Origin of the sequence: Streptomyces sp. NPDC057950, assembly GCF_042887295.1 — a bacterium.
Taxonomy (GTDB): Bacteria; Actinomycetota; Actinomycetes; order Streptomycetales; family Streptomycetaceae; genus Streptomyces; species Streptomyces kaempferi.
In genome coordinates this window covers 57,979-83,886 of the sequence record NZ_JBHVPP010000015.1, presented here as the reverse complement: position 1 = coordinate 83,886, position 25,908 = coordinate 57,979, and the positions used below count along the sequence as shown (strand labels likewise).

At 71.3% G+C, this 25,908-nt stretch carries 22 protein-coding genes; 18 read left to right on the top strand and 4 right to left on the bottom strand.

Translation table 11 applies throughout. The features are described from left to right. Positions 1–214 precede the first annotated feature (214 nt). The 8 genes from ACFVTC_RS24435 to ACFVTC_RS24400 all read left to right on the top strand — a co-directional run bounded on the left by ACFVTC_RS24435 (position 215) and on the right by ACFVTC_RS24400 (position 9,875). Positions 215–1,234, top strand: coding sequence for an MraY family glycosyltransferase (locus ACFVTC_RS24435; protein ID WP_390130305.1), 1,020 nt, complete (start codon positions 215–217; stop codon positions 1,232–1,234). Positions 1,235–1,329: 95 nt separating this feature from the next. Next, positions 1,330–3,171 carry a molecular chaperone DnaK gene (gene dnaK, locus ACFVTC_RS24430; RefSeq protein WP_390130304.1) on the top strand — a complete coding sequence of 614 codons (1,842 nt, stop codon included), beginning with the start codon at positions 1,330–1,332 and terminating at the stop codon, positions 3,169–3,171. Next, the gene (gene grpE / locus ACFVTC_RS24425; protein WP_390130302.1) at positions 3,168–3,830 is read left to right on the top strand and encodes a nucleotide exchange factor GrpE; all 663 of its coding nucleotides are present in this window, start codon (positions 3,168–3,170) and stop codon (positions 3,828–3,830) included. Before dnaK ends, grpE begins: the two co-directional genes overlap by 4 nt. A 33-nt stretch (positions 3,831–3,863) precedes the next feature. Beyond that, on the top strand, positions 3,864–5,051 hold the full coding sequence (dnaJ, locus tag ACFVTC_RS24420) for a molecular chaperone DnaJ (RefSeq protein ID WP_390130299.1): 1,188 nt from the start codon (positions 3,864–3,866) through the stop codon (positions 5,049–5,051). A 4-nt stretch (positions 5,052–5,055) separates the two neighbouring features. Continuing rightward, positions 5,056–5,502, top strand: coding sequence for a heat shock protein transcriptional repressor HspR (locus ACFVTC_RS24415; protein ID WP_390130296.1), 447 nt, complete (start codon positions 5,056–5,058; stop codon positions 5,500–5,502). An 819-nt stretch (positions 5,503–6,321) separates the two neighbouring features. After that, the gene (locus ACFVTC_RS24410) at positions 6,322–7,392 is read left to right on the top strand and encodes a sugar ABC transporter substrate-binding protein (protein WP_390130547.1); all 1,071 of its coding nucleotides are present in this window, start codon (positions 6,322–6,324) and stop codon (positions 7,390–7,392) included. Positions 7,393–7,506: 114 nt separating this feature from the next. Next, positions 7,507–8,037 carry a hypothetical protein gene (locus ACFVTC_RS24405; protein WP_390130293.1) on the top strand — a complete coding sequence of 177 codons (531 nt, stop codon included), beginning with the start codon at positions 7,507–7,509 and terminating at the stop codon, positions 8,035–8,037. A gap of 803 nt (positions 8,038–8,840) precedes the next feature. Continuing rightward, on the top strand, positions 8,841–9,875 hold the full coding sequence (locus ACFVTC_RS24400; protein ID WP_390130291.1) for a LuxR C-terminal-related transcriptional regulator: 1,035 nt from the start codon (positions 8,841–8,843) through the stop codon (positions 9,873–9,875). Here the strand turns inward: ACFVTC_RS24400 and ACFVTC_RS24395 are convergent. Continuing rightward, complete coding sequence (locus tag ACFVTC_RS24395; RefSeq protein ID WP_390130288.1) at positions 9,838–10,821, bottom strand: helix-turn-helix transcriptional regulator; 984 nt, start codon at positions 10,819–10,821, stop codon at positions 9,838–9,840. The two genes, ACFVTC_RS24400 and ACFVTC_RS24395, sit on opposite strands and share 38 nt — an antisense overlap. Before the next feature lie 143 nt (positions 10,822–10,964). Between ACFVTC_RS24395 and ACFVTC_RS24390 the strand changes: the two genes are divergently transcribed. Together ACFVTC_RS24390 and ACFVTC_RS24385 are read left to right on the top strand one after the other, a co-directional pair. Next, complete coding sequence (locus ACFVTC_RS24390; RefSeq protein WP_390130286.1) at positions 10,965–11,216, top strand: hypothetical protein; 252 nt, start codon at positions 10,965–10,967, stop codon at positions 11,214–11,216. Between the two features lie 40 nt (positions 11,217–11,256). Beyond that, on the top strand, positions 11,257–11,553 hold the full coding sequence (locus ACFVTC_RS24385; protein ID WP_168533875.1) for a (2Fe-2S)-binding protein: 297 nt from the start codon (positions 11,257–11,259) through the stop codon (positions 11,551–11,553). A 170-nt stretch (positions 11,554–11,723) separates the two neighbouring features. Here the strand turns inward: ACFVTC_RS24385 and ACFVTC_RS24380 are convergent, their stop codons facing one another. Continuing rightward, positions 11,724–12,137, bottom strand: a complete 414-nt coding sequence (locus ACFVTC_RS24380) for a pyridoxamine 5'-phosphate oxidase family protein (protein ID WP_390130284.1) — start codon at positions 12,135–12,137, stop codon at positions 11,724–11,726. A 170-nt stretch (positions 12,138–12,307) separates the two neighbouring features. Here ACFVTC_RS24380 and clpB point away from each other — a divergent pair, with 170 nt between their 5' ends. Both clpB and ACFVTC_RS24370 read left to right on the top strand, forming a co-directional pair. Then, positions 12,308–14,905, top strand: a complete 2,598-nt coding sequence (gene clpB, locus ACFVTC_RS24375; protein WP_390130282.1) for an ATP-dependent chaperone ClpB — start codon at positions 12,308–12,310, stop codon at positions 14,903–14,905. Between the two features lie 346 nt (positions 14,906–15,251). Continuing rightward, the gene (locus tag ACFVTC_RS24370; protein ID WP_153289451.1) at positions 15,252–15,782 is read left to right on the top strand and encodes a YbjN domain-containing protein; all 531 of its coding nucleotides are present in this window, start codon (positions 15,252–15,254) and stop codon (positions 15,780–15,782) included. 26 nt (positions 15,783–15,808) lie between these two features. On the opposite strand, the gene ACFVTC_RS24365 is transcribed toward ACFVTC_RS24370, so the two are convergent. Both ACFVTC_RS24365 and ACFVTC_RS24360 read right to left on the bottom strand, forming a co-directional pair. Next, positions 15,809–17,011 carry a hypothetical protein gene (locus ACFVTC_RS24365; RefSeq protein WP_390130278.1) on the bottom strand — a complete coding sequence of 401 codons (1,203 nt, stop codon included), beginning with the start codon at positions 17,009–17,011 and terminating at the stop codon, positions 15,809–15,811. Positions 17,012–17,191: 180 nt separating this feature from the next. After that, positions 17,192–18,382: a pyridoxal phosphate-dependent aminotransferase gene (locus tag ACFVTC_RS24360; protein ID WP_390130276.1), complete on the bottom strand. Its 1,191-nt coding sequence runs from the start codon at positions 18,380–18,382 to the stop codon at positions 17,192–17,194. A gap of 1,020 nt (positions 18,383–19,402) precedes the next feature. On the opposite strand from ACFVTC_RS24360, the gene ACFVTC_RS24355 reads away from it, so the two are divergent. The 6 genes from ACFVTC_RS24355 to fbaA all read left to right on the top strand — a co-directional run bounded on the left by ACFVTC_RS24355 (position 19,403) and on the right by fbaA (position 25,889). Continuing rightward, a complete protein-coding gene (locus ACFVTC_RS24355) occupies positions 19,403–19,945 on the top strand; it encodes a DUF2617 family protein (RefSeq protein WP_390130274.1) in 543 nt (180 codons plus the stop codon). Between the two features lie 209 nt (positions 19,946–20,154). Further along, positions 20,155–21,798 carry a polyamine aminopropyltransferase gene (locus ACFVTC_RS24350; protein WP_390130271.1) on the top strand — a complete coding sequence of 548 codons (1,644 nt, stop codon included), beginning with the start codon at positions 20,155–20,157 and terminating at the stop codon, positions 21,796–21,798. 87 nt (positions 21,799–21,885) lie between these two features. After that, positions 21,886–22,773: an SRPBCC family protein gene (locus ACFVTC_RS24345; protein WP_390130269.1), complete on the top strand. Its 888-nt coding sequence runs from the start codon at positions 21,886–21,888 to the stop codon at positions 22,771–22,773. A 549-nt stretch (positions 22,774–23,322) separates the two neighbouring features. Then, a complete protein-coding gene (locus tag ACFVTC_RS24340) occupies positions 23,323–24,111 on the top strand; it encodes an aldose 1-epimerase (RefSeq protein WP_390130267.1) in 789 nt (262 codons plus the stop codon). A 10-nt stretch (positions 24,112–24,121) separates the two neighbouring features. Further along, on the top strand, positions 24,122–24,670 hold the full coding sequence (gene pyrE, locus ACFVTC_RS24335; protein WP_168529217.1) for an orotate phosphoribosyltransferase: 549 nt from the start codon (positions 24,122–24,124) through the stop codon (positions 24,668–24,670). 196 nt (positions 24,671–24,866) lie between these two features. Continuing rightward, complete coding sequence (gene fbaA / locus ACFVTC_RS24330) at positions 24,867–25,889, top strand: class II fructose-bisphosphate aldolase (protein WP_168529218.1); 1,023 nt, start codon at positions 24,867–24,869, stop codon at positions 25,887–25,889. Positions 25,890–25,908: the final 19 nt, after the last annotated feature.

Sequence of the window (25,908 nt, the reverse complement as noted above, 5' to 3'; positions counted from 1 at the left end):
CGAGGTGGGGCTTTGTGTGATTACTAAGCGGTAACTTATGCAGTCCGTCTGAGACTACCCACTTCTTGCGCCGCACTGTAGTCAGGGGTGCGGTGATCTGCGTCGCTGAGGGTCGCCTGACGGGGGTGTCTCTTCCCGGGGTCGCGGGGCCGACACGTAAACCCGATCGTGTTATCTGCTGCACATTTAAGACATTCAACCCTAAGTTGGCGCTGTGCTGTACGGAATCGCCGCTGCCATCGCCGCCCTGTCCCTCGCCGCCCTGCTCGCCGCGCTGCTGCGGACGCTCGCCCTGCGCCTCGGCGCGGTGGAGCGGCGGCGGGGGCGCATGGTCGCGCTGCTCGGCGGGCCGGCGGTGATCGTGGCGACGGCGTTCGTCGCCGGGGCCGGCGACTGGACGGACGTGGCCCCGCTCGGCCCCGCGGCCGGGCGGCTGCTGGTGGCCGGGATGGTGGTCGGTGCCCTCGGCCTGGTCGCCGACCTGAGACCCGTACCGCTCCCGGTGCGGACGGCCGCCGTCACCACCGCGGCCGCGCTGACCGTGCCGTTCGACGAACTGGGACCGCCCTTGGGGTTCCTGGCCGTCGGATGGGTCGTCCTCGTCACGCACGCATTCACCTCCCTCGATCACGCCGACGGAGTGATGGGGACGGTCGCCGTGGTGACCGCCTTCGCCCTGAGCGGGTGCGCGGCCGCCGAGGTCATGGACGGGCTGGCGACGCTGCTGAGCGTGCTGGCCGCCGCGCTGACCGGGTTCCTGATGCACGGCTGGCCGCCCGCCCGGATCGTGCCGGGGCGCTGTGGCGGCCTGTTCGCCGGGTTCGTGCTGGCCTCGGCCGCGGTGCTGGTGCACGCCGGCCGGGGGGCCGGGCCGAGCGTGGGGGCCGTGTTCGCGCTGACGGCGGTGGTGACCGCCGACGCGGTGCTGGTGCTGGTGTCGCGGCAGCGGGCCGGGCGTCCGCTGCTGAGCGGCGCTCCCGACCATCTCGGCCACCGGCTGCGGCACCTCGGTGTCACGGCGCAGGGTGCCGCGGTCCTCGCCGGGATCACCGGCTTCGCGGGTGCACTCGTCGGCATGCTGATCGACCTGGGGTGGGTGGGGGCGACGGCGGCCCTGTGGGTGGCGGGCGGCGCCGCCGGGATGGTCCTGGTACTCCTTCGTGTTCCCGCTTACGGGGCGAGCCTCTCGGGAAAGCCGCAGGTCGGCGCCCACCTGCGTGTAAGGAACAGATAAGACTTGAGCCCCCTCGACTCAGCTCTGTTGACCGGGAGCGGGACGTCGTGCACACTTGAGTCCGTTCCACTCAAGTCATTGCTGGAGGAATTGAAATGGCACGTGCGGTCGGCATCGACCTGGGCACGACTAACTCCGTCGTCAGCGTTCTGGAGGGCGGCGAGCCCACCGTCATCACCAACGCCGAGGGTGCCAGGACCACGCCGTCCGTCGTCGCCTTCGCCAAGAACGGTGAGGTGCTCGTCGGCGAGGTCGCCAAGCGCCAGGCGGTCACGAACGTGGACCGGACCATCCGCTCGGTGAAGCGTCACATGGGTACGGACTGGAAGATCGAGCTCGACGGGAAGCACTTCAACCCGCAGCAGATGAGCGCCTTCATCCTGCAGAAGCTGAAGCGCGACGCCGAGGCGTACCTGGGTGAGAAGGTCACGGACGCGGTCATCACCGTTCCGGCGTACTTCAACGACTCCGAGCGTCAGGCGACGAAGGAGGCCGGCGAGATCGCGGGCCTGAACGTCCTGCGTATCGTCAACGAGCCCACGGCCGCCGCGCTCGCGTACGGCCTGGACAAGGACGACCAGACGATCCTCGTCTTCGACCTCGGTGGCGGCACCTTCGACGTGTCCCTCCTGGAGATCGGCGACGGCGTCGTCGAGGTGAAGGCCACGAACGGCGACAACCACCTCGGTGGTGACGACTGGGACCAGCGGGTCGTCGACTACCTGGTGCAGCAGTTCAAGTCCGGTCACGGTGTGGACCTCGCCAAGGACAAGATGGCCCTCCAGCGCCTCCGTGAGGCCGCGGAGAAGGCCAAGATCGAGCTGTCCTCGTCCACCGAGACCTCGATCAACCTGCCCTACATCACGGCGTCCGCCGAGGGCCCGCTGCACCTGGACGAGAAGCTCACGCGCGCCCAGTTCCAGCAGCTCACGGCCGACCTTCTGGAGCGCTGCAAGACGCCGTTCCACAACGTCATCAAGGACGCGGGCATCAACCTGTCCGAGATCGACCACGTCGTTCTCGTCGGTGGCTCCACCCGTATGCCGGCCGTGGCCGAGCTCGTCAAGGAGCTCACCGGCGGCAACGAGGCCAACAAGGGTGTCAACCCGGACGAGGTCGTCGCCATCGGCGCCGCCCTGCAGGCCGGTGTCCTCAAGGGTGAGGTCAAGGACGTCCTGCTCCTCGACGTGACCCCGCTGTCCCTCGGCATCGAGACCAAGGGAGGGATCATGACGAAGCTCATCGAGCGCAACACCACGATCCCGACCAAGCGTTCCGAGATCTTCACGACGGCCGAGGACAACCAGCCGTCCGTGCAGATCCAGGTCTACCAGGGCGAGCGCGAGATCGCGGCGTACAACAAGAAGCTCGGGATGTTCGAGCTGACCGGTCTGCCGCCGGCGCCCCGCGGCGTCCCGCAGATCGAGGTCGCCTTCGACATCGACGCCAACGGCATCATGCACGTGACCGCGAAGGACCTGGGCACGGGCAAGGAGCAGAAGATGACCGTCACCGGCGGCTCCTCGCTGCCGAAGGACGAGGTCAACCGGATGCGCGAAGAGGCCGAGAAGTACGCGGAGGAGGACCACGCCCGCCGCGAGGCCGCCGAGACCCGCAACCAGGGCGAGCAGCTCGTCTACCAGACGGAGAAGTTCCTCAAGGACAACGAGGACAAGGTCCCCGGTGACGTCAAGACCGAGGTCGAGGCGTCCGTCGAGGAGCTGAAGGCCGCGCTCAAGGGCGAGGACACCGCCGAGATCCGTACGGCCACCGAGAAGGTCGCCGCCGTCTCGCAGAAGCTGGGCCAGGCCATGTACGCCGACGCCCAGGCCGCGCAGGCCGGCGGTGGCGCCGAGGGTGCCGAGCAGGCCAGGGCCGACGACGACGTCGTGGACGCCGAGATCGTCGACGAGGACCGCAAGGACGGTGCCGCGTGACGGAGGAGACCCCGGGTTTCGAAGAGAAGCCTGACGTCCCCTCCGGCGCCACCCCTGAAGACGCCGAGCCGAAGGACGCCCCCTCCGCGGAGGGGGCGTCCCCGGCCGGGGACGCATCAGCCGCAGCACAGACCGCCGGTCTGACGGCCCAGCTGGACCAGGTACGTACGGCGCTCGGTGAGCGCACCGCGGACCTCCAGCGGCTCCAGGCCGAGTACCAGAACTACCGCCGCCGGGTCGAGCGCGACCGGATCGCGGTCAAGGAGCTCGCCGTCTCGAGCCTCCTGACCGAGCTCCTGCCCGTCCTCGACGACATCGGCCGCGCGCGGGAACACGGTGAACTGGTCGGCGGTTTCAAGTCGGTGGCCGAGTCGCTGGAGACCGTCGCGGCGAAGATGGGGCTTCAGCAGTTCGGCAAGGAGGGCGAGCCCTTCGACCCGATGATCCACGAGGCCCTGATGCACTCGTACGCGCCGGACGTCACGGAGACGACGTGCGTGGCGATTCTCCAGCCCGGGTATCGCTTCGGCGAGCGCACCATCCGCCCCGCGCGGGTGGCGGTCGCCGAGCCGCAGCCCGGCGCACAGTCCGTCAAGTCCGACGACACGACGGCTGAGGCGGCCGAGGACAAGGAGAACGGTGGCCCGGACGAGGGCTGACGTTGACACGATGAGGAAGGAGGGACGTCGAGGATGAGCACCAAGGACTTCATCGAGAAGGACTACTACAAGGTCCTCGGCGTCCCCAAGGACGCCACCGAGGCCGAGATCAAGAAGGCGTACCGGAAGCTCGCCCGCGAGTTCCACCCGGACGCCAACAAGGGCAACGCCAAGGCCGAGGAGCGCTTCAAGGAGATCTCCGAGGCGAACGACATCCTCGGGGACGCCAAGAAGCGCAAGGAGTACGACGAGGCGCGCGCCCTCTTCGGCAACGGCGGCTTCCGTCCGGGGCCCGGGGCGGGCGGCGGCAACTTCAACTTCGACCTGGGCGACCTCTTCGGAGGCGGCGCCCAGGGCGGAGCGGGCGGCGGGACCGGCGGCTTCGGCGGCGGCATAGGCGACGTCTTCGGGGGCCTTTTCAACCGCGGCGGCGCGGGCACCGGCGCCCGGACCCAGCCCCGGCGCGGCCAGGACATCGACACCGAGGTGACGCTGAGCTTCACCGAGGCGGTGGACGGCGCGACGGTCCCGCTGCGGATGACGTCCCAGGCGCCCTGCAAGGCATGTTCGGGCACCGGCGACAAGAACGGCACACCGCGTGTGTGCCCGACCTGCGTCGGCACCGGCCAGGTGGCGCGGGGCTCCGGCGGCGGGTTCTCGCTGACGGACCCCTGCCCGGACTGCAAGGGCCGCGGTCTGATCGCCGAGCACCCCTGCATGGAGTGCTCGGGCAGCGGTCGGGCCAAGTCGTCCCGCACGATGCAGGTCCGCATCCCGGCGGGCGTCACCGACTCGCAGCGGATCCGGCTGCGCGGCAAGGGCGGGCCCGGCGAACGGGGCGGCCCGGCCGGTGACCTGTACGTCACGGTCCATGTGGACGCCCACCCGGTCTTCGGCCGCAAGGGCGACAACCTCACCGTCGCCGTGCCCGTCACCTTCGCGGAGGCGGCCCTCGGCGGCGAGGTGCGGGTACCGACCCTGGGCGGTCCCCCGGTCACCCTGAAACTGCCCCCGGGCACGCCCAACGGCCGTACGATGCGGGCCCGCGGCAAGGGCGCGGTCCGCAAGGACGGCACCCGCGGCGACCTCCTCGTCACCGTCGAGGTCGCGGTCCCCACGGACGTGTCGGGCAAGGCGCGTGACGCCCTGGAGGCGTATCGCGAGGCAACCGCGGACGAGGACCCGCGTGCGGAGCTGTTCCAGGCCGCGAAGGGAGCATGAGCAGATGGACGGCCGTCGTCGAAACCCCTATGAACTGACCGAGGAGACCCCGGTCTACGTCATCTCGGTGGCGGCCCAGCTCTCCGGCCTGCACCCGCAGACCCTGCGCCAGTACGACCGCCTCGGCCTGGTCTCCCCGGACCGCACGCCGGGACGCGGCCGGCGCTACTCGGCCCGCGACATCGAACTGCTGCGCACCGTCCAGCAGTTGTCGCAGGACGAGGGCATCAACCTGGCCGGCATCAAACGCATCATCGAGCTGGAGAACCAGGTCGCCGCGCTCCAGTCCCGTGTCGTGGAACTGGAGTCGGCCCTGGACGGCGCGGCGACGGCCATGCGGCAGCGTGAGGCCGCCGTGCACGCCTCCTACCGGCGGGACCTGGTCCCGTACCAGGAGGTCCAGCAGACGAGCGCGCTGGTGGTGTGGCGGCCGAAGCGGTCGCCGGAGTAGTTCCCGATCGTCGAAGGGGCCGGGAGGTGGATCACCTCCCGGCCCCTTCGCGTGTCCGCGTCCGGGGCCGCGCACGTCGCGCGAAGTGGTCCGAGGAGCCGTCGAGTTGTCCGCGGAGGCGCGGGGGACCCGACGTCCGCGGGAGGGGCCGTGCGGCGCGATCGACGTGGCAGGGGTTTGCCGGCGGGAACGGTGAGGCCGACGGTCCGTCCCCGGGTGGTGGTGACGTCGCGGTGGGGGCCGGTCGCGCGGGTGTCGCGAGAGGGGTCCGAATCGGCCAAGTCCGCACCGCGGACGCCGCGGTCCGTTTTCTTCGGTGTGCCCCACAAAGCGACGTTCACGTGAACTGCCCTTTGTGGGCGGGCGAGACATAAACGGTCATTGCGGCCGGAGTTGTGCGATGCGCGCGACATGCGGGTTCATGGGTGACGCAGATCACTGCGCCCCCGGTGCGGGCCGTCACGTCGTGTCGGGCCGGGCTCGCGGCCGTCCGTCCGGAGCTGCGGTGATGCTCGGCCGCCTTCAAGTCCGCAGGTCGGGGGCGGGGGTTGTCCGGCCTTGACGGGGTGTGTGGGAACGAGGTGGGCCGCAGGCGTTACGTGGAAGTGGAGGTGCACTCTCTTCCCATCGTGTTCACTTGGGGAACACAGAACGCTGTTGCCATCTCGTTAAGTGGTTACTCCTTGACGCTGAGGTGATCGCCGCGTTGGCTTTCAGCCACCTGGGTCGCAATGCAGCTACCTCGCCCGGAAGGCACCTGATGTGAACACTCGTAACACCCGGCTTCGTCGTACGGCCATAGCCCTGGCCTCGTCCGCGATGGCCGTCTCACTCGCCGGCTGCGGGGTCGTGGACGGGATCGGCGGCAGCGACTCCAAGGCGAGCCCGACCAAGGGCGACGACATCAAGGTGGGTCTCCTTCTCCCCGAGAAGGGGAACACCCGTTACGAGAAGTTCGATCACCCGATCATCGACGAGCAGGTCAAGAAGCTCACCAACGGCAAGGGCGAGGTCGTCTACCGCAACGCCGAGCAGAGCGCGAGCAAGCAGAACGCCCAGCTCCAGGAGTTGGTGGACGACAAGGTCGACGTCCTCCTCGTGGACGCGGTCGACTCCAAGGCGATCGCGGGCGGCGTGCGCAAGGCCAAGGCCGCGGGTATCCCCGTCATCGCCTACGACCGCCTGGCGCAGGGCCCGATCGACGCGTACATCTCCTTCGACAACGAACTCGTCGGCGAGGTGCAGGCCAAGGAACTGCTGAAGGCGCTGGGCACCGCCGCCGCCACGAAGCAGATCGTGATGATGAACGGCTCGCTCACCGACCCGAACGCGGCGCAGTTCAAGGCGGGCGCCATGTCCGTGCTCGACGGCAAGGTCGAGATCGCGCGGAGGTACGACACCAAGGACTGGGACCCGGTCAACGCCAAGAAAAACATGGTGGAGGCGATCTCGGCCATCGGCATCAACAACATCGCCGGTGTCTACTCCGCCAACGACGGCATCGCGGGCGCGGTCATCGACGCCATGAAGACCATGGGTGTCAGCAACGTGCCGCCGGTCACCGGCCAGGACGCCGAACTCGACGCCGTGCAGCGGATCCTCGCGGGCGACCAGTACATGAGCGTCTACAAGTCGTACCCGCAGGAGGCGACCGCCGCCGCCGAGATGGCCGTGGCCAAGGTCCAGGGCCGCGGGATCGAGTTCGACGCGCTGACCCGCGACAAGGTCGACAGCCCCACGACCAAGAAGATCCCGTCCCAGCTCGTGCCCGTGGTCGCCCTCACCAAGGACAACGTCAAGGAGACGGTCCTCCAGGACGACATCTACACCGCCGCGGAGATCTGCACGGCCAAGTACAAGACGGCCTGCGCGGCGGCCCACATCAAGTAGCCCGTCCCGTCCCGCCCCGTACGCGCGGGAGCCCCTGGCCGGGGGCTCCCGCGCGTACGTCTCTCACGGCCCGGGTGAACCGTTCCGGGCAGGCCGGGGTCTCACCGGGAGACCGTGTCCGACGCGTTCGTACTGGAGGCGCCCGTGGCCATGATCGGCCTGTTCTGGATCACCGAGAAGAGTGTGTACGTGGGTGCCGAGCCCGCGGGGAACGGGCGCGGTGTGCGGCTCACTCCCGAGGGCCTGGAGGCCGTGGGCACGGACCAGAAGGGCTTCTGGGCGTGGCGGGACGTGCGTGCGGTCACCGTGCACGACGTGCAGGTGCGCTCCAGCACGCGATGGCTGGTGAACAGCGTGATGGACACGGTCCTCGACGTGGCGACGGGCGGCGGTGAGGCACCGCCCGCTTTCGAACTCCACGTCGGCACGGACGAGGAGAAGGCCGAACTGACGGTGTACACGGCGGCCGTCGGGGGCTACGTGCAGTCCGAGTACGAGCTGTCGCTGGACCTGTTGAACCGCTTCGTCGAGGGCACGGCTGACGTGGCACGGCTGTTGGAGTGGGGAAGCGCAGAGGGCGACGGCGTCACGCCCTGGCGGGCCGCACGGGAGGCGCTGCTCAGGAGCTGGGCCACGGCTGCCTGAGGCGAGCCCCTCGCGGGAGCGGGAGCGGGAGGCGGTGAGGGCGGTGCCGGGGGCGTCGCTCTCCCGGGAGACGACCGGAACCACCCGCCCCGAATGCCCCGCCTGGTCTTCGTGTTGGGGGAGGCGGTCACCGGGCTCGGGCGCGGCTGAACGCGCGCCGCGCACGCGTTGCGCCTCCGGAGGCCCGCGCGCAGCCGACCCCGGGCGGTGCGGGCACCCAGGCCCGTGCGGGCACCCAGGCCCGTGCGGGCACCCAGGCCCGTGCGGGCACCCAGGCACGTGCGCGCACCCCGGGCTGTGCGCTCCCCGGGCCGTTCCACACGCCGTCCCCCCGGGCCGTCCCGCGCGCGGCCCCCTGGGCCGTCCCGCACGCCGTCCCCCGGGCCGTCCCGCACGCAGCCCCACACGCCGTCCCGCACGCGGCCCCCCGGGCCGTCCCGCACGCCGTCCGGGGAGCTCACCGTCGCCTTCGCCGGTCCGCCGGTCCCTCCCGGGGTCGATGACCCCGCGCGGGGTCACGGCGCCATGGTCGCGGCCCCGGTGTGGGCTCCGGCGGCGCGGGTGTCGCCGTCATGTTGTTGCAGAGTGCCGTGCGGAGGTGGGGAAATGTCAGGACGTATGGGGGCGAGTGGGGGCGTGCGGGGGGCGCGCCCGTGTTGCGATGGCGGTCGGGGCCGCGCATAGTTGCGCTGCGGAAGACGCGGGCCACGGGTCCCGCAGTGCGGAAGTGCTCCGCCGTGGACGGTACGCAGCGTCGCATCACGGAGGTTGCTGGAGCCGGAGGTTGGAGCCAGGGGTGGGAGATGGCCGGGCACGGGGCGGACAGGCATCCGCACGGCGCTGACCGACTGTGCGACGCCGGGGACCGGGTGTACTCCCGGGCCGTGCGGCGCGGGCGGGTGCCGCGCGGTGACGCGGAGGCGGTGCCCTGCCTGGTCGAGCTGGCGCTGCTGCACCCGGACCCCGACGACATGGGGTGGCTGGTGCCGACCTCGCCGCAGGAGGTCATGACGCGGCTGATCCGGGGTGTGTACGAGGAGGTCAGCGCGAGCCAGGCACGGTTGGGCGACGCCGTGACGGCGTTCGAGTGGTACGCCGGGCTCGGCGGCCGCGTGCAGGCCCAGGCCGAGGGGGTGGCGATCCGTGTCCTCGACGGGCTGCCCAGGATCCGCGCCGCGATGGACGAGGCGACCGAGGCGTGCACCAGCGAGGTGCTGACGGTGCAGCCGGGTGGCATCCGGCGCGAGGACGAGTTGTCGGAGGGTCTGCACCGGGCGCTGGAGATGCGCAGGCGGGGCGTGCGGATGCGGGACCTGTACACGCACGTGGCACGGCACGGCCAGGGCCTGCACAACTACATGGAGATGATGGGGGGAGCGGCGGAGGCCCGGACGCTCGACGAAGTGGTGGAGCGGCTCATCCTCTTCGACCGCAAGGTGGCGTTCATCCCCGCCAACGACGACCGCACGATCGCGCTGGAGCTGCGGCATCCGGCGCTGGTCGACTACCTGGTGACGGTCTTCGAGCGGCTGTGGCGGCTGGCCGTCCCGCTCGCCGCCCCGCTCCCGGAGACCGGCATCGACGGCATCACCCATCGCGAGCGCTCGATCGCCGCGTTGCTCGCCGAGGGGCACCAGGACGCGGTGGTCGCCGAGCGGTTGGGGATCAGCGTGCGGACCTGCCGGGCGCACATCGCACGCCTCTCGGAGACGCTGGGAGCGGCGAGCCGTACGCAGTTGGGCGTCCGGATCGCGCAGGCGGGGCTCGACGGGCCGCCGCGCTCCCCGGAGCCCCTGCCGGTCAGTGCTCCTGGTCCAGAATCCCCGACTGGGCGATGAGATAGCCGAGTTGGGCCCGGCTGCCGCTGCCGAGCGAGGTGGCCAGCTTGGCGATGTGGGCGCGGCAGGTGCGGACGTTCATACCGAGGCGGCGGGCGATGGCCTCGTCCACGTGGCCCTCCACCAGGAGTTTGGCGATGGAGTGCTGGATGTTGGTGATGCCGCCGGGGGCGGACTCGTAGGGGGCGCCGGCGGTGAGCGGGACGGCGCGGCCCCAGATGAACTCGAAGACCTTGATCAGGTAGCGGACGAGTCCCGGGTGGCGCAGTTCCAGGGCGACCTGCTGGTCGTCGCGGGTGGGGATGAAGGCGACGCTCTCGTCGCAGACGATGAGACGCTCCACCAGTTCGTCGATGGTGCGGTACTCGACCTTGCCGTCGGAGAGCTGTGCGACGTAGGCCAGTTTGTCGGGACTGTAGCGGGCGGTGTGCTGATACAGCGTCCGGATCTTCACACCACGTTCGATCAGTGGCCGGTCGCGTTCCAGTCCCTGGAGGAGGCTGCGCTCGGAGCCGCGGTCGCTCGGCTGGATCGTGAGCATCTCGTTCTGGCACTGGGCCGTCGCCAGGTTCAGCGCCGCGTTGATGCGGTCGCCGCCCTCCAGCACCGTGATGGAGTGGGTGGGCGTCGCTCCTTGGACACTGAGAGCCATGAACGGCTCGAAAGCGTCGCTCAGCTCGATCGAGAGACGTCTGCGTTCGGTGATCTCGCGCTCTATGGGGTTGAGTCGCTGGGCCAGGGCCACCGAAGGAGCAACCGGTCGCAGCCAGTTCGCGTCGTCGGGATCGGGTTGGAGGAGTGAGAGTTCCATCAAGCAGGGGGCGGACTCCACGTCGGCGCGCGCGATACGTCCTATGCGCAGCGCGTTCGCGTAAAGACGCCCTCCGTCCTCGCACAGCCGGGTCACACTGTGGGGATGTGTCGCATTCGTCTGATGTGTCACCAAAACTCCACCCCCCAGGGTCCTGAACGTGCAGGAACATGATGCATCGATTATGTGGCCACGACGTGCCCGAATGAGCCATCGTCTTATTCGACGGGGGAAGACGGGACTTTCAAGTGAGGACGAAGCCGACTATGCGTAACAAAATGCTTCGCTCGGTGCTTGTCGCCGCCTTCTCCGCCGTGGTGGCATTCGGAGCGCTGGGCGGCCTCTCCGGGGCGAAGGGCGATGTACTGGCGGACAGTCACTGGCCGTCGGTGGCCGTGGACGGTGTGCTGGCGGACAGTCACTGGCCGACGGCGGCCGCGAACGGTGCCCTGGCGGACAGTCACTGGCCGGCGCCAGCCCCGAACGACGTGGTGGTGACTCCGGCGGCGGATGACGGCTCCGGGAGTTGACGTGACGACGCCCCCCGACGACCGCTCCTTCCGTCGCGAGATGGCCACCGCCTACCGCTCCGGCTGGCACTTCATCGACCTGGCGACCGCGATCCCGCACACCGGCGATTCGCTGATGGTGACCGTGTTCGGAGAGCCGGTCGTCGTCACCCGGGACGAGGACGAGGACGTACGGGCGTACCGGTGTCTGCGACGGCCGCGCGGCGCGCCGCAGCCGGTGCGATGTGCCATCCGGTACGGAATGATCTTTGTGAACCTCGATCAGCGTGACCATCAGCTGGCCGAGCCGGAAGCCCCGGACGTAAGGACCATCTCAGCCACCCCCCGCAGTGCCTGACGCGATTCCCCCGTCGTAGTAGATCGCGCAGGTACTTCCCCCCGCAGCGGCGTCACCGTGACCTGAACACGGTGACGCCGCTGCAGTTTTGGGCGAAAAATCCGGGTATTCGAGTCTCGTCCCGCGGGCCCGTGCGCGTGACCAAGGCCGGAACCGCCCCCGGGCCTGAGTCAGCCGCGCCCCAGCGCCGAGGTCAGTCTGATCTCGATCACCACCCGGGCCGGGTTGGGTGAGGGTGTCCTTCCGTACCGTTCCGCGTACCGCCGCTCCGCCTCCGCGACGCGCGACGGTTCGGCGGAGACGGTCGCGCGCCCCTCCAGCGTCGCCCACCGCCGTCCGTCCACCTGGCAGACCGCGACCCGGGCGCCACCGGGCCCCGCCGCCGTCACGTGCCCCACCTTGGCGCTGGACCCGCCGGCGATGACCCGGGCCAGACCGGCCCCCGGATCGTAGGTGACCCCGACGGGGACGACATGCGGGCTGCCGTCCGCCCGGAGCGTGGTCAAGGTGCACAGGTGCCGCTCCCGCCAGAAGGCGAGGTAGGCGGGATCGGGGTCGTGCGGGTCCACCGGATATGCGGCCATGGTCCGAAATGTAGCCCGCCCGGTTCGCCGTAAGTCGCCCGGGGCCACCTTGAGTGGAATAGACTCAACTTTGTGTACGTTGGCTGAGTCAGTCCGTACGGGAACTCCGTACGCGAAGTCCGTACCGGAAGTCTGTTCAGGAAGTCCGTGCACAGGAGGAGAACGCGAACGTGGACGCCGAGCTGACCAACAGGAGCCGGGATGCGATCAACGCGGCCACCAGCCGGGCCGTGTCCGCGGGGCACCCGGATCTGACCCCCGCACACCTGCTGCTCGCGCTGCTCGGGGGGCAGGACAACGAGAACATCATCGATCTGCTGGCCGCCGTCGACGCCGACCAGGCCTCCGTACGGGCCGCCACCGAGCGTGTCCTGGCCGCCCTGCCCAGCGTGACCGGCTCCACCGTCGCGCCGCCGCAGCCCGACCGCGAACTCCTCGCGGTCATCGCCGAGGCGGCCGACAAGGCCAGGGAACTCGGCGACGAGTACCTGTCCACCGAGCATCTGCTCATCGGCGTCGCCGCGAAGGGCGGCCGGAGCGGGGACGTACTCTCGCAGCAGGGCGCCAGTGCGAAGAAGCTGCTGGAGGCGTTCCAGAAGACCAGGGGAGGGCGCCGGGTGACGACCCCGGATCCCGAGGGCCAGTACAAGGCACTCGAAAAGTTCGGTACGGACTTCACGGCCGCCGCGCGCGACGGCAAGCTCGACCCGGTCATCGGCCGGGACCAGGAGATCCGCCGGGTCGTGCAGGTGCTGTCCCGGCGCACCAAGAACAACCCCGTCCTCATCGGCGAGCCCGGCGTCGGCAAGACCGCCGTCGTGGAGGGCCTCGCCCAGCGGATCGTGAAGGGCGACGTGCCCGAGTCGCTCAAGAACAAGCGGCTCGTCTCGCTCGACCTCGGCGCCATGGTGGCCGGGGCGAAGTACCGCGGCGAGTTCGAGGAGCGGCTCAAGACCGTCCTCGCCGAGATCAAGGACTCCGACGGGCAGATCATCACCTTCATCGACGAGCTGCACACGGTGGTGGGCGCGGGCGCCGGCGGCGACTCCGCCATGGACGCGGGCAACATGCTCAAGCCCATGCTCGCCCGCGGTGAGCTGCGCATGGTCGGCGCCACGACCCTGGACGAGTACCGCGAGCGGATCGAGAAGGACCCCGCCCTGGAACGCCGCTTCCAGCAGGTCCTGGTCGCCGAGCCGAGCGTCGAGGACACCATCGCGATCCTGCGCGGACTCAAGGGGCGTTACGAGGCCCACCACAAGGTCGTGATCGCGGACAGCGCGCTGGTGGCCGCCGCGACCCTCTCCGACCGCTACATCACCTCCCGCTTCCTGCCCGACAAGGCCATCGACCTCGTCGACGAGGCGGCGTCCCGGCTGCGCATGGAGATCGACTCCTCCCCGGTCGAGATCGACGAACTCCAGCGCTCCGTGGACCGGTTGAAGATGGAGGAACTCGCGCTCAGCAAGGAGACGGACGTCGCCAGCAAGGAGCGTCTGGAGAAGCTGCGCCGCGACCTCGCCGACCGGGAGGAGGAGCTGCGCGGGCTGACCGCCCGCTGGGAGAAGGAGAAGCAGTCCCTCAACCGCGTCGGTGAGCTCAAGGAGAAGCTCGACGAGCTGCGCGGTCAGGCCGAACGTGCCCAGCGTGACGGCGACTTCGACACCGCCAGCAAGCTGCTCTACGGCGAGATCCCCACCCTGGAGCGGGACCTGGAGGAAGCCTCCGAGGCGGAGGAGGAGGCCGCCGGCGACACGATGGTGAAGGAAGAGGTCGGCCCGGACGACATCGCCGACGTGGTGGGCTCCTGGACGGGCATCCCCGCCGGGCGGCTCCTGGAGGGCGAGACGCAGAAGCTGCTGCGCATGGAGGAGGAGCTGGGCCGCCGGCTGATCGGCCAGAGCGAGGCCGTGGAGGCCGTGTCCGACGCCGTACGGCGCACCCGCGCCGGAATCGCCGACCCGGACCGGCCCACCGGATCCTTCCTCTTCCTCGGCCCGACCGGCGTCGGCAAGACCGAACTCGCCAAGGCCCTCGCGGACTTCCTCTTCGACGACGAGCGGGCCATGATCCGCATCGACATGAGCGAGTACGGGGAGAAGCACAGCGTCGCCCGGCTGGTCGGCGCTCCGCCCGGCTACATCGGGTACGAGGAGGGCGGCCAGCTCACGGAGGCCGTGCGCCGGCGCCCGTACAGCGTCGTCCTGCTCGACGAGGTCGAGAAGGCACACCCGGAGGTCTTCGACATCCTCCTCCAGGTCCTGGACGACGGGCGGCTGACGGACGGACAGGGGCGGACGGTCGACTTCCGCAACACCATCCTGATCCTCACCTCGAACCTGGGCAGTCAGTACCTGGTGGAGCCGCTGACCTCCGCGGAGGAGAAGAAGCAGCAGGTGCTGGAGGTCGTCCGGGCCTCTTTCAAGCCGGAGTTCCTCAACCGGCTCGACGACCTGGTGGTCTTCTCCGCCCTCGACAAGCAGGAGCTGGAGCGCATCGCCAGGCTCCAGATCCAGCGCCTCGCAGGGCGGCTGGCGCAGCGCCGGATCACCCTGGAGGTCACCGATCCGGCCCTGGCCTGGCTCGCGACCGAGGGCAACGATCCGGCGTACGGTGCGCGCCCGCTGCGCCGTCTCGTCCAGACCGCGATCGGCGACCGGCTCGCCAAGGAGATCCTGGCGGGCGAGGTCAAGGACGGGGACACGGTCCGGGTGGACGCCTTCGGGGACGGCCTGATCGTGGGGCCCGCGACCGGCAAGACGCTGTGACGCCGGCGGGCGAGGCCGCTCGGCACGGGTAGGTGCCCGGGGTGACACGCCGCAGGTGACGAGGGCGGGCGACCCCCGCCCTCGTACCGGACCCCGTTCGTTCACGTTCGTGAACGGTTCGGCGCCCGGCATGGAGGGGGACGGCACCCCGTCCGCACGCCGCCCGGTCCGTGCCACCGAGGGCCCGAGGCCGCCGTACCGGGCCCCACGCCGCCGTGACGACGGATTCCGCCCCCGCCGCCGGTGACGAGAACATGCCGCCCCGGCCGACAGGCCCGGTCAGGGGTTGCCACTCCCCGCCCCGGATGGGGGAGGATGGCGGTATCCGTACGAAGGGAAATACACGGTGAGCATCGACCCGTCCTCGATTCCGAATTTCGGGGGCCAGCCCGAGCCGCAGCCCGGCGGACCGGCGGGCCCCGTCGTCCCGGATCAGGACCTCGTGAAGCAGCTCCTCGACCAGATGGAGCTGAAGTACGTCGTCGACGACGAGGGTGACCTCGCGGCGCCGTGGGAGGAGTTCCGTACGTACTTCATGTTCCGCGGCGAGGGAGACCAGCAGGTCTTCTCGGTGCGGACGTTCTACGACCGGCCGCACCAGATCGACGAGAAGCCGACGCTGCTGGAGTCGATCGACGACTGGAACCGCCGCACGCTGTGGCCGAAGGTCTACACCCACACGCACGACGACGGCACCGTCCGCCTGATCGGCGAGGCGCAGATGCTGATCGGCACCGGCGTCGCCCTCGAACACTTCGTGTCGTCGACGGTCAGCTGGGTGCGGGCCGCCATCGAGTTCGACAAGTGGCTCGTCGAGCAGCTCGGCCTGGAGCAGGAAGTGAACGAGGCGGACAAGCCCGAGGACGACGACGAGTAGTCCTCCCGCTGGTTTTCCGCCAGGTTCTACAGCGGCGTGTGCGCGATGACGACGAGATACGCGCCGTAGGCGAACGAGAGCCCGGCCAGGGCGCCGACCACCAGGACGGCGTGCCAGGGCCGGGCTCTTGCCGTCCGCACCAGCGCCCGTGCCAGTGGCAGCAGCAGCGGGAACGCGGGCAGCAGGAAGCGCGGCTTGCACTCGAAGAACCCGGCGCCGCCGAGCGCGATCAGCAGCAGGACGCCGCTGTGGACGAGCAGCGGCAGCGGCGCCCGGTCCGCGATCAGCAGCGCGTACAGCAGCACGGCCGCCGCCACGATCACCAGCGACATGGGGAACACGAAGCGGTCCCCGCGCAGCAGCAGGTGCCTGACGAAGCGCAGCGCGCCCAGGCCGAAGTCGAAGCGCGAGCCCCACAGCCGCTGCACCTCGAAGTAGCCGCCGAGCGGGTCGCCCTGGCGGCGGCCCACCCACAGCACATAGCCGCACCAGCCGAGCGGCGCGAGCGCGGCGCCCGTCCACAGGCTGTGGGGAACTTTCCGGCCGCGCCGCCGCCAGACCTCGCAGGCGGCCGTCACGAGGACCGCCGCGGCGACCGCGAACCCGTTCGGCCGTGACAGGCCCGCGAGCGCCGCCAGCGTGCCGGCCCACAGCCAGCGTCCGGTGAGCACCGCGTACAGGGACCAGGCGGCGAAGGCGGTGAGGACGGGCTCGGTGTACGCCAGGGACAGCACCACCGAGTGCGGCAGCAGGCCCCAGAGCAGGACGAGCGCGGTGCCGACCGCGCGACCGTGCAGCCGGGCCCCGACCGCGTAGATCCCGCACGCGGCGGCCGCGGCGGCCAGCCAGGACACCAGCAGTCCCGCCGCGCCCCCGCTGAGCGGGGTCACCGCCGTGACGGCCCGGACGAGCCCCGGGTACAGCGGGAAGAACGCCAGGTCGCTGTGGACGACGGTGGGTCTGAAGTGCTGGGCGCGTACGTAGCCGTGCGCCGCGATCCCCAGGTACCAGAGGGAGTCCCAGGAGCGTCCGAGCAGGGCGAGGGGGTGCTTGCCGTGGGCTCGGGCGGTCCCGGCGAGCACCAGGACACCGACCACCCGGGCCAGGACGAACAGCCCCAGCGCGTACACGACGGCGGGCACGCTCCGCCCGGACCGCGCCGCGCGGGCACGGTCCCCGTCAGCCGGCTTGTGGACGGCGGGAGCCGGAAGGGTACTGGCGTGGGTCACACCCGAACTCTGCGTCCGTTACGGGGCGTTTGCGAGCGTTGCGCATCCGCGTGGGTGCGGTTTCCCCCGCCGCGGCGCGCCGTCCGCGGGAGCCGTACCCCGCGTGCTAGGGCGTGTCGCGAAAGTCCGGTCGCGCGTCCGGCAGGCGTCGCGAGGCGGGCGGGACTCGCGCCACACGCCCTAGTGGGCCGACCGGAGCCGCCGGGCCGCCTCTTCCAGCACCTCGGTCCGCTTGCAGAAGGCGAAGCGCACGAAGGGCGAGCCCTCCTCGCGGTGGTCGTAGAAGACCGCGTTCGGGATGGCGACGACCCCGGCGCGCTCCGGCAGCGCGCGGCAGAAGGCGAAGCCGTCGCTCTCGCCGAGCGGGCGGATGTCGGTGGTGACGAAGTACGTGCCGGCCGGCCGGAAGACCTCGAACCCCGCCGCCGTCAGCCCGGCGGCCAGCACGTCCCGCTTGGCCCGCAGGTCCGTACGGAACGCCTCGAAGTACGTGTCCGGCAGCGCGAGCGCCTCGGCCACGGCGTACTGGAACGGTCCCGAGGCCACGTACGTCAGGAACTGCTTCGCCGACCGTACGGCGGTGACGAGGTCCGGCGTGGAGGTGATCCAGCCGACCTTCCAGCCGGTGAAGGAGAAGGTCTTGCCCGCGCTGCCGATGGTGACGGTCCGCTCCCGCATCCCGGGGAAGGAGGCCAGCGGCACGTGCTCGGCGTCGTCGAACACGAGGTGCTCGTACACCTCGTCCGTCACGACGAGCAGGTCCCGCTCGACGGCGAGCTTCGCGATCTCGCCGAGCTCCTCGCGGGAGAGGACGGTGCCGGTGGGGTTGTGCGGGGTGTTGAGGAGCAGCAGCCGGGTGTTGTCCGTGACCGCGTCGCGCAGTTCGTCGAGGTCCAGCCGGAAGCGGCCCTCGTGCGGGCGCAGGGTGACCGGGATCCGGGTGCCGCCCGCCATCGCGATACCGGCCGCGTACGAGTCGTAGTAGGGCTCCAGGGCGATGACCTCGTCGCCGGGCTCCACCAGGGCCAGCAGACTCGCGGCGATGGCCTCGGTGGCGCCCGCCGTGACCAGCACCTCGCGGTCGGGGTCGTACGACAGCCCGTAGTGGTGCTTCTGGTGCACGGCGATCGCCGTCCGCAGCTCGGGTACGCCGGGGCCCGGCGGGTACTGGTTGCCGCGTCCGTCGCGCAGCGCCCGCACGGCCGCTTCCCGGACCTCCTCGGGCCCGTCCGTGTCGGGGAAACCCTGGCCGAGGTTGATCGAGTCGGTGCTGAGCGCCAGGGCCGACATCTCGGCGAAGATCGTGGTGCCGAACTCGGTGAGGCGGCGGTTGAGCAGCGGACGGCGGCCGTTGGAGGTCATGCCCGTCATCCTGCGCCCAAGCTGGGGAGTTCCTCAACTCACCAGCCGTCGGGCCCCGGCCCGCACCCCGGGCGGAGGTCGCCTCGACTTCTGATGCTCAGGAGTTCCTCAACTCTGCTTTGGGCGGCGAGGCGCGGGGGCATCCCCCTGTCACGCACGACGCGAGGCGCCCACGGGGGGCCGCTTCGGGGGAACGAAAGGAGGGTGGCGCCATGGTCATCGGCATCATCCTGGCGGTCTTCTTCATTGTCCTGGTCGGCGGCCTCAGGGCCGCCCGCCGCGGTCGTGGGAAGGCCCGTTCGATGAGGGCGGGGAGCTCCCGATCGGGCGGGAGCCTCCTGGGGGGCGGAACCGGCGGTGGCGGCAGCTGGTGGGCAGGCGGGGGCGACTCGTCCGGCGGCGGGCACCATGGGGGTCATCACGGCGGTCACTCGTGCGGCGGCGGTCACTCGTCGTGCGGCGGCGGCTCGTCCTGCGGAGGCGGGTCGTCCTGCGGTGGCGGCGGCGGATGCGGTGGAGGCAGCTGACACGGGGCAGCCGAGCTCCACACGGACCGCGCGTCCGCGGCGCGCGGAGGTGCCCGCCGGAACGGCTTCCGGCGGGCACCTCCGCGTGCGGGGCCGGGCCCGGGGGCCGGGAGGTGGCGCCGGGGTGCGGCCGGGATTTTTCCGAGAAAACGCCCGGCCCGCCGGGAGCTTCCCTTCGCGAGCCGTCCGGGGGCTTTGAGGGGGCCGTGACCGGCACGTGTTGCCGCGCTCCGGGAGGCCGGACCGGGCTTCCGTTTCCGCGCGCCCGGCGCACGGCGTGGTTGAACAGTTGAACTGTGGAGCCCTCGGGGGGATGGAAACCCTACGAAGTTGGGTAAAAACGCTGTGGTGGCACCACAGTTCATGATTCCCTCTAAATCGCCAACGCGGCCCTCGGATCGTCCCTTCCTGACAGGGCCGACCGGGCTGACCGGGTCGACCCCCCATACCGACCGGGTGCGCCGGACCCCCACCTCCCTTTGCGTGCTAGCGGAGCCGACCCATGCTCACGACCCTGAACACCGCCTACACCGACACGCGCGCGGCCGACCTCGCGTGGGCCCTGGGGCGCGAGCCGTTGCCCGCGCTCGCCACCCTCGACCTCGAACTCGACGGAGCGAGACTGCAGTTGCGGCTCCTCGGCGCGTCCCACCAGGTCCTCCTGGAGGAGGAGCGGGGCAGCTGTTCGGAGACCGTCGCATGTATCGCCGGCAGCAGCACACCCCTTCCTCTCGGCGTGGCCAAGCGGGTCGGCGACTGGGAATACGAGTTCGCGGCGCGCGTCGAGACGCTTTCGTGCGGCTCCTTCGCGGGGCGCGCCCAGGAACTGCTGGCCCTGGTCTCCGACCACCCCAACGGACTCGTCGGCGTCTTCCCCGGCAGCCCGCACGCCTTCACCGCCCTGCTGGCACAGCGCCACGACGGCCAGGTCCACTGGCGCACGTGGCACGCGTACCCGCAGGACGGCCAGCTGGTGGCGACCCGGACGAGGGTGGGGGTGCGGGTGACGGCCGAGGCCGATCTGCTCAGCGCGTCCGGCGTGTGAGGGCGCATGAAGTCGTGCGGGGCCGCGCGGGGCCGCGCGGGGCCGCGCGGGTCCGGCTCGGGGGGATACGGCCGTTGAGACGAACCGGGGGCCGGGGTGACGACCCCGGACGGCGCCCGTACCCGCCCCGGTGGCCGTATACGGGCGTGCGCGAGATCCACACGTGTGGGTGACGAGGCGTAGTGTCGCTGTGACGTAGCGTTCCCAGCGTGATCGAACCGCACGCGCCTGCTCCCCCCGGCGCGCCGCCGCCCTGGGGCGTCCAGGGCCAGGCGCGGCTGCCCGTCCGTCCGGGCACCGGCCGGTTCCTCGTCCTCGCGGGCGTGTTCGTCTGTGCGGCCTGCGGACTCGTGTACGAGCTCGAACTCGTCGCGCTCGCCTCCTACCTGGTCGGCGACTCGGTCACCCAGGCATCGGTCGTGCTGTCCGTCATGGTCTTCGCCATGGGGGTCGGCTCCCTCGCCGCCAAGCGTCTGCGTCTCTGCGCGGCGGCCGGCTTCGGCGCGGTCGAGGCCGCGCTCGCCCTGGTCGGCGGATGCAGCGCGATGGCCCTGTACGCCGTGTTCGCGTGGACCGGCGGCTGGGGCGGCGTCTGGGCGGGCGGGTCCCGGTACCTGCTGGCCGCCTTCTCGCTCGCCATCGGCCTGCTGATCGGCGCCGAGGTGCCCCTGCTCATGGAGCTGATACAGCGCATCCGCCGCCAGGACCCGGGCGGGGCGGTGGCGGACCTCTTCGCCGCGGACTACGTCGGCGCCCTCGTCGGAGGCCTGGCCTTTCCCTTCCTGCTGCTGCCCCAGCTCGGTCAGCTGACCGGGGCGCTGCTGACCGGGGCGGTGAACGCGCTGGTCGGCGGTGCCCTCGTCCTCGGCCTGTTCCGCCGGGACCTGAGCAGGCGTGGGCGCTGGATCCTGCTGATCGCCAACGTGGTGGTCCTCGGCCTGCTCGCCGCGGCCGCCTTACTCGTCGACGACTTCGAACACGCGGCACGGCAGGCGGTGTACGGCAGGGACGTGCGGGTGGCCCTGCGGACCGGCGTACAGGAAGTGGTCCTCACCGGGGGCACGCACGGACGTCCGCTCGGCCTCTTCCTCGACGGACGCCTGCGGGCCGGCGGCCGCGACGAGCACCGCTATCACGAGGCCCTGGTGCACCCCGCGATGAACGGGCGCCGCACCCGCGTGCTCGTCCTCGGTGGCGGCGACGGACTCGCGGTCCGCGAGGTGCTGCGCTATCCGGACGTCCGCCGGGTCGACGTGGTCGACCGCGACGCCGGTGTGGTGGGGCTGGCCCGCCGCGACCCGGCCCTGTCGGCGCTCAACGGCCACGCGTTCGACGACCCGCGGGTGCACGTGTTCACCGCAGACGCCTTCTGCTGGCTGCGCGGGGACCCGCCCCCGTACGACGTGGTGATCTCCGACCTGCCGGACCCCGGGATCACGGCGAGCGCGAAGCTGTACTCGCAGGAGTTCTACGGGCTGACGCGCCGGGCGCTGGCCGACGGCGGGCGACTGGTGGTGCACGCCGGGCCGGTCTCCGCGCGCCCCCGTGTCTTCTGGACCGTCGAGGCGACGATGCGGGCCGCCGGGCTGCGCGCCGACCCGTACCGGGTGGGCGGGCGCGACTCCGGTTCCGCGGCCGGGCCCGACCGTACGGCGGGTGCGGCCAGGGCCCCGCGCGACTGGGGGTTCGTCCTCGCGTCCGCCAGGGGGACGGCCCTGCGCCTGGACCCCGGCGGGCCCGCTCTGCGCTCGCTCACCCCGCGGTCCCTCGCGGCGGACGCGCGGGCCGCGCGGCTCACCCGGATCACGGGAGAGGCGCCGTCCACGCTGGTGCATCCGCGCTACTCCGACTGACACGAGGGCCGGGGGAATGGGGGAATGACGCGGGAATCCCGTGATACGCGGGTGCGGTTCGCACCGGCCTGGGTAGGCTCGGCCGACATGGAGCATGAGGTGTTCGTTCCGGTTCTGGCCGAGCGGCTGAGGGAGGCGCTGGCCGATCCCGCGCGGGTGGCCCGGGCGGTACCCGGGCTCCAGCAGGACGCCGGCACCGCGCCCGTCTCCGGGCGCCTGCGTGTCCGCGTCGGCGGCCACACCATCACCTATCGCGGGGCGGTGCGGGTCGTCGCCCAGGACGACGGTGCGTACGCCGTCGAGGGGGACGGCGCGGAGGCCCGTGGCACCGGAACGGTGAAACTCGCCCTCACCCTCCGTCTGGCGCCGGCCGAGGGCGGGACCACCCTCGTCGTCACGGGTACCGCCACGGCGGACGGGCGCCTGGGGGAACTCGCTCCGGCCACGGTCGCCACGGCGGCGACCCGGCTGCTGAACCGGTTCGTGGAGAATCTGGCGGCGGGGACGGAGGACGCGTCCGCCCCCGGGGGTGGATCCGGATCCGAGGGTGAGGCCGGGGGCGAGCCGGGTTTTGAGGATGAGGTCGAGGACGGTTCCGAGGGTGGTTCCGAGGCGGAGGCCGCGGCCTGGGGCGAGTCCGAGGACGGGGGCGACGTGACGCACCCCGCCTTCGACGCCGAGGTCCCGCCGCCGTCCCTCGATCCCCGTGCCGGGGACGACCAGGAACCGGCTCCGACGGTTCCGGGCCCCGTGGACGGGGAGGACTCCATCGCCGAGGCGGCGCACGCGCGGCGGACGATGATCGGGCGCAGTGCGGAGGAGGTCGACCATGCGCCGCCGCGGGGGCGGTACGCGCCTGTGCCGGCGCCGGAGGCCGACGGGGGGCGTGCGGTGCTTCGTTGGGCGGCTCCCGCGGCGGCGGTCGTCGTGGCCTCGGCGATCGTTGTCACCCGAGCGTTGCGCAAGCGGCGCTGATCCCCTGCCGGGGGCCCGGTGTCCGTCCCCGGGGCTCCGCCCCAGACCCCGCCAAGGGGCCGCGCCCCCTGGACCCCCGCATCGCCCGAAGGGCTCGTCCTCAAACGCCGGACGGGCTGAATACGCGGGCCCGCGCTGGAAGGTCGCGGAGGGGCTGGCGATGGGGGCCGTGCCGGAAGGTTGCGGACGGGCTGGAGACGGGGCCTGCTCTGGAAGGTCGTGAACGGGCTGAATACGCGGGCCCCTGCCGGGAGGTTGCGGACGGGCTGGCGATGCGGGCCCGCGCCGGAGGGTTGCGGACGGGCTGGAGACGGGGCCTGCTCTGGAAGGTCGGGGACGGGCTGAATACGCGGGCCCCTGCCGGGAGGTTGCGGACGGGCTGGCGATGCGGCCGGCGCCGGTCGGTTCTGGGTGGTTCCGGGCGAGGGTGTGTCCTTCAGCCCGTCCGGCGTCTGAGGGCGAGACCGTTCAGGCCGAGAACAGGGGCCGACCGGCGGCAGCCCCCCGGTAGGGGCCGGTCGGGAGATGCGGACCAGTAGGGTCAACTCCGTGAGTAACGAAGACATCACGCTGACCGCGGGCGACGCGGAAGCGACCGTCACGCCGGGCAACGGCGGACGGGTCGGGAGTCTGAAGGTCGGCGGCGTCGAACTGCTGCGCCAGGGTGCGAAGTTCGGGTGCTTCCCGATGACCCCGTGGTGCGGCCGGATCCGCGACGGCCGCTTCCAGGACGGAGCGACCGTCCGCCAGATGCCCCTCAACTCCCCGCCCCACGCCATCCACGGCACCGCCCGCGACGGCGCCTGGCGCACCGCCCGTGCCGACGAGCGGGAGGCCGTCATCACGCACGACCTCGTCGCGCCCTGGCCTCACCCCGGCCGCGTCACCCAGGCATTCACCCTGACCGAGGACGCCCTCACGCTCACCATGTCCGTGGAGACGCACGACTCCTCCTTCCCCGCCCAGATCGGCTGGCACCCGTGGTTCAACCGGACCCTGGGGGGAGAGGGCGTCCAGGTCGGTTTCACCCCCGCCTGGCAGGAGGAGCGCGGCGCGGACCATCTGCCCACCGGCCGCCGCATCGACCCCCTCCCCAGCCCCTGGGACGACTGCTTCGGCATGCCCGGCGGCGTCGACGTCACGCTCACCTGGCCCGGCCGGCTGGAGCTGAAGGTGGCCAGCCGGGAGGAGTGGGTCGTGGTGTACGACGAGCAGGAGGCGGCGGTGTGCGTGGAGCCGCAGACCGGCCCGCCGAACGGGCTGAACACCCACCCGCGCCTGGTCACCCCCATCGAGCCGCTGGAGGCGTCCATGACCTGGAGCTGGCGGCGCCTCTAAGCTGACGGGCATGAGTGACGTGCGCGGAGCGCTGCTGCAGCAGATCAAGGACAAGGCCGTGGTGCACGGCAAGGTGACCCTCTCCTCGGGTCTGGAAGCCGACTACTACGTGGACCTGCGCCGGGTCACGCTGGACGGCGAGGCCGCGCCGCTGGTCGGACAGGTGCTCCTCGACCTGACGGCCGGGCTGGACTTCGAGGCGGTGGGCGGCCTCACCATGGGCGCCGACCCCGTCGCCGGGGCCATGATGCACGCCGCCGCGGCCCGGGGCCGGAAGCTGGACGCCTTCGTCGTGCGGAAGGCCGCCAAGGCGCACGGTCTGCAGCGCCGTGTGGAGGGCCCGGAGATCAGGGGGCGGCGGGTGCTCGTCGTCGAGGACACCTCGACCACCGGCGGCTCCCCGCTCGCCGCCGTCGAGGCGGTCCGGGAGGCCGGCGCCGAGGTCGTCGCAGTGGCGACGATCGTCGACCGCGCGACCGGCGCAGCCGAGAAGATCCAGGCCGGCGCCGGAGTGCCGTACCTCTTCGCCTTCTCCAAGGACGAGTTGGGCCTGGACTGACTCGCCCTCCCCCGGAGCGAGTTGAGTCCTGGCCGACGACGGGTCCGGGATCCCGTCCCACGCGGGGTCCCGCATCGCGGACAGGGTGACCGGAGCACCGGGTCAAGTCTGGAAAGATGGGGCCGACGATGACGTCGCCCCCTAGGTCAGGGCCGTAAGCAGCAGAACGCCACCCGCACATACAAGGAGCGGACAGATGCCCATCGCAACCCCCGAGGTCTACGCCGAGATGCTCGACCGGGCGAAGGCAGGCAAGTTCGCCTACCCGGCCATCAACGTGACCTCCTCCCAGACCCTGCACGCTGCGCTGCGCGGCTTCGCGGAGGCGGAGAGCGACGGCATCATCCAGATGTCCACCGGTGGCGCGGAGTTCCTCGGCGGCCAGCACAAGAAGGACATGGTGACCGGCGCGGTCGCGCTCGCCGAGTTCGCGTACATCGTCGCCGCCAAGTACGACATCACGGTCGCGCTGCACACGGACCACTGCCCCAAGGACAAGCTGGACACCTACGTCCGGCCGCTGCTCGACATCTCCGCCGAGCGCGTCGCCCGGGGCGAGAACCCGCTGTTCCAGTCGCACATGTGGGACGGCTCCGCCGAGACCCTCGCCGACAACCTGGCCATCGGCCAGGAACTGCTCGCGAAGGCCGCCGCCGCGAAGATCATCCTTGAGGTCGAGATCACCCCGACCGGTGGCGAGGAGGACGGTGTCTCGCACGAGATCAACGACTCCCTGTACACCACGGTCGACGACGCGATCCGCACCGCGGAGGCCCTCGGCCTGGGCGAGAAGGGCCGCTACCTGCTCGCCGCGTCCTTCGGCAACGTGCACGGCGTCTACAAGCCGGGCAACGTCGTCCTGCGCCCCGAGCTCCTGAAGGAACTGAGCGACGGCGTCGCCGCCAAGTTCGGCACGGCGTCCCCGTTCGACTTCGTCTTCCACGGCGGCTCCGGCTCCTCGGCCGAGGAGATCGCCACCGCGCTGGAGAACGGCGTCGTGAAGATGAACCTCGACACCGACACCCAGTACGCGTTCACGCGTCCGGTCGTCGACCACATGTTCAGGAACTACGACGGCGTCCTGAAGGTCGACGGCGAGGTCGGCTCCAAGAAGACCTACGACCCGCGGACCTGGGGCAAGCTGGCCGAGGCCGGCATGGCCCAGCGGGTGACCGAGGCCTGTGCCGCGCTGCGCTCCACGGGCACGCGGATCAAGTAAAGCGATCAGCCGGCCGTAC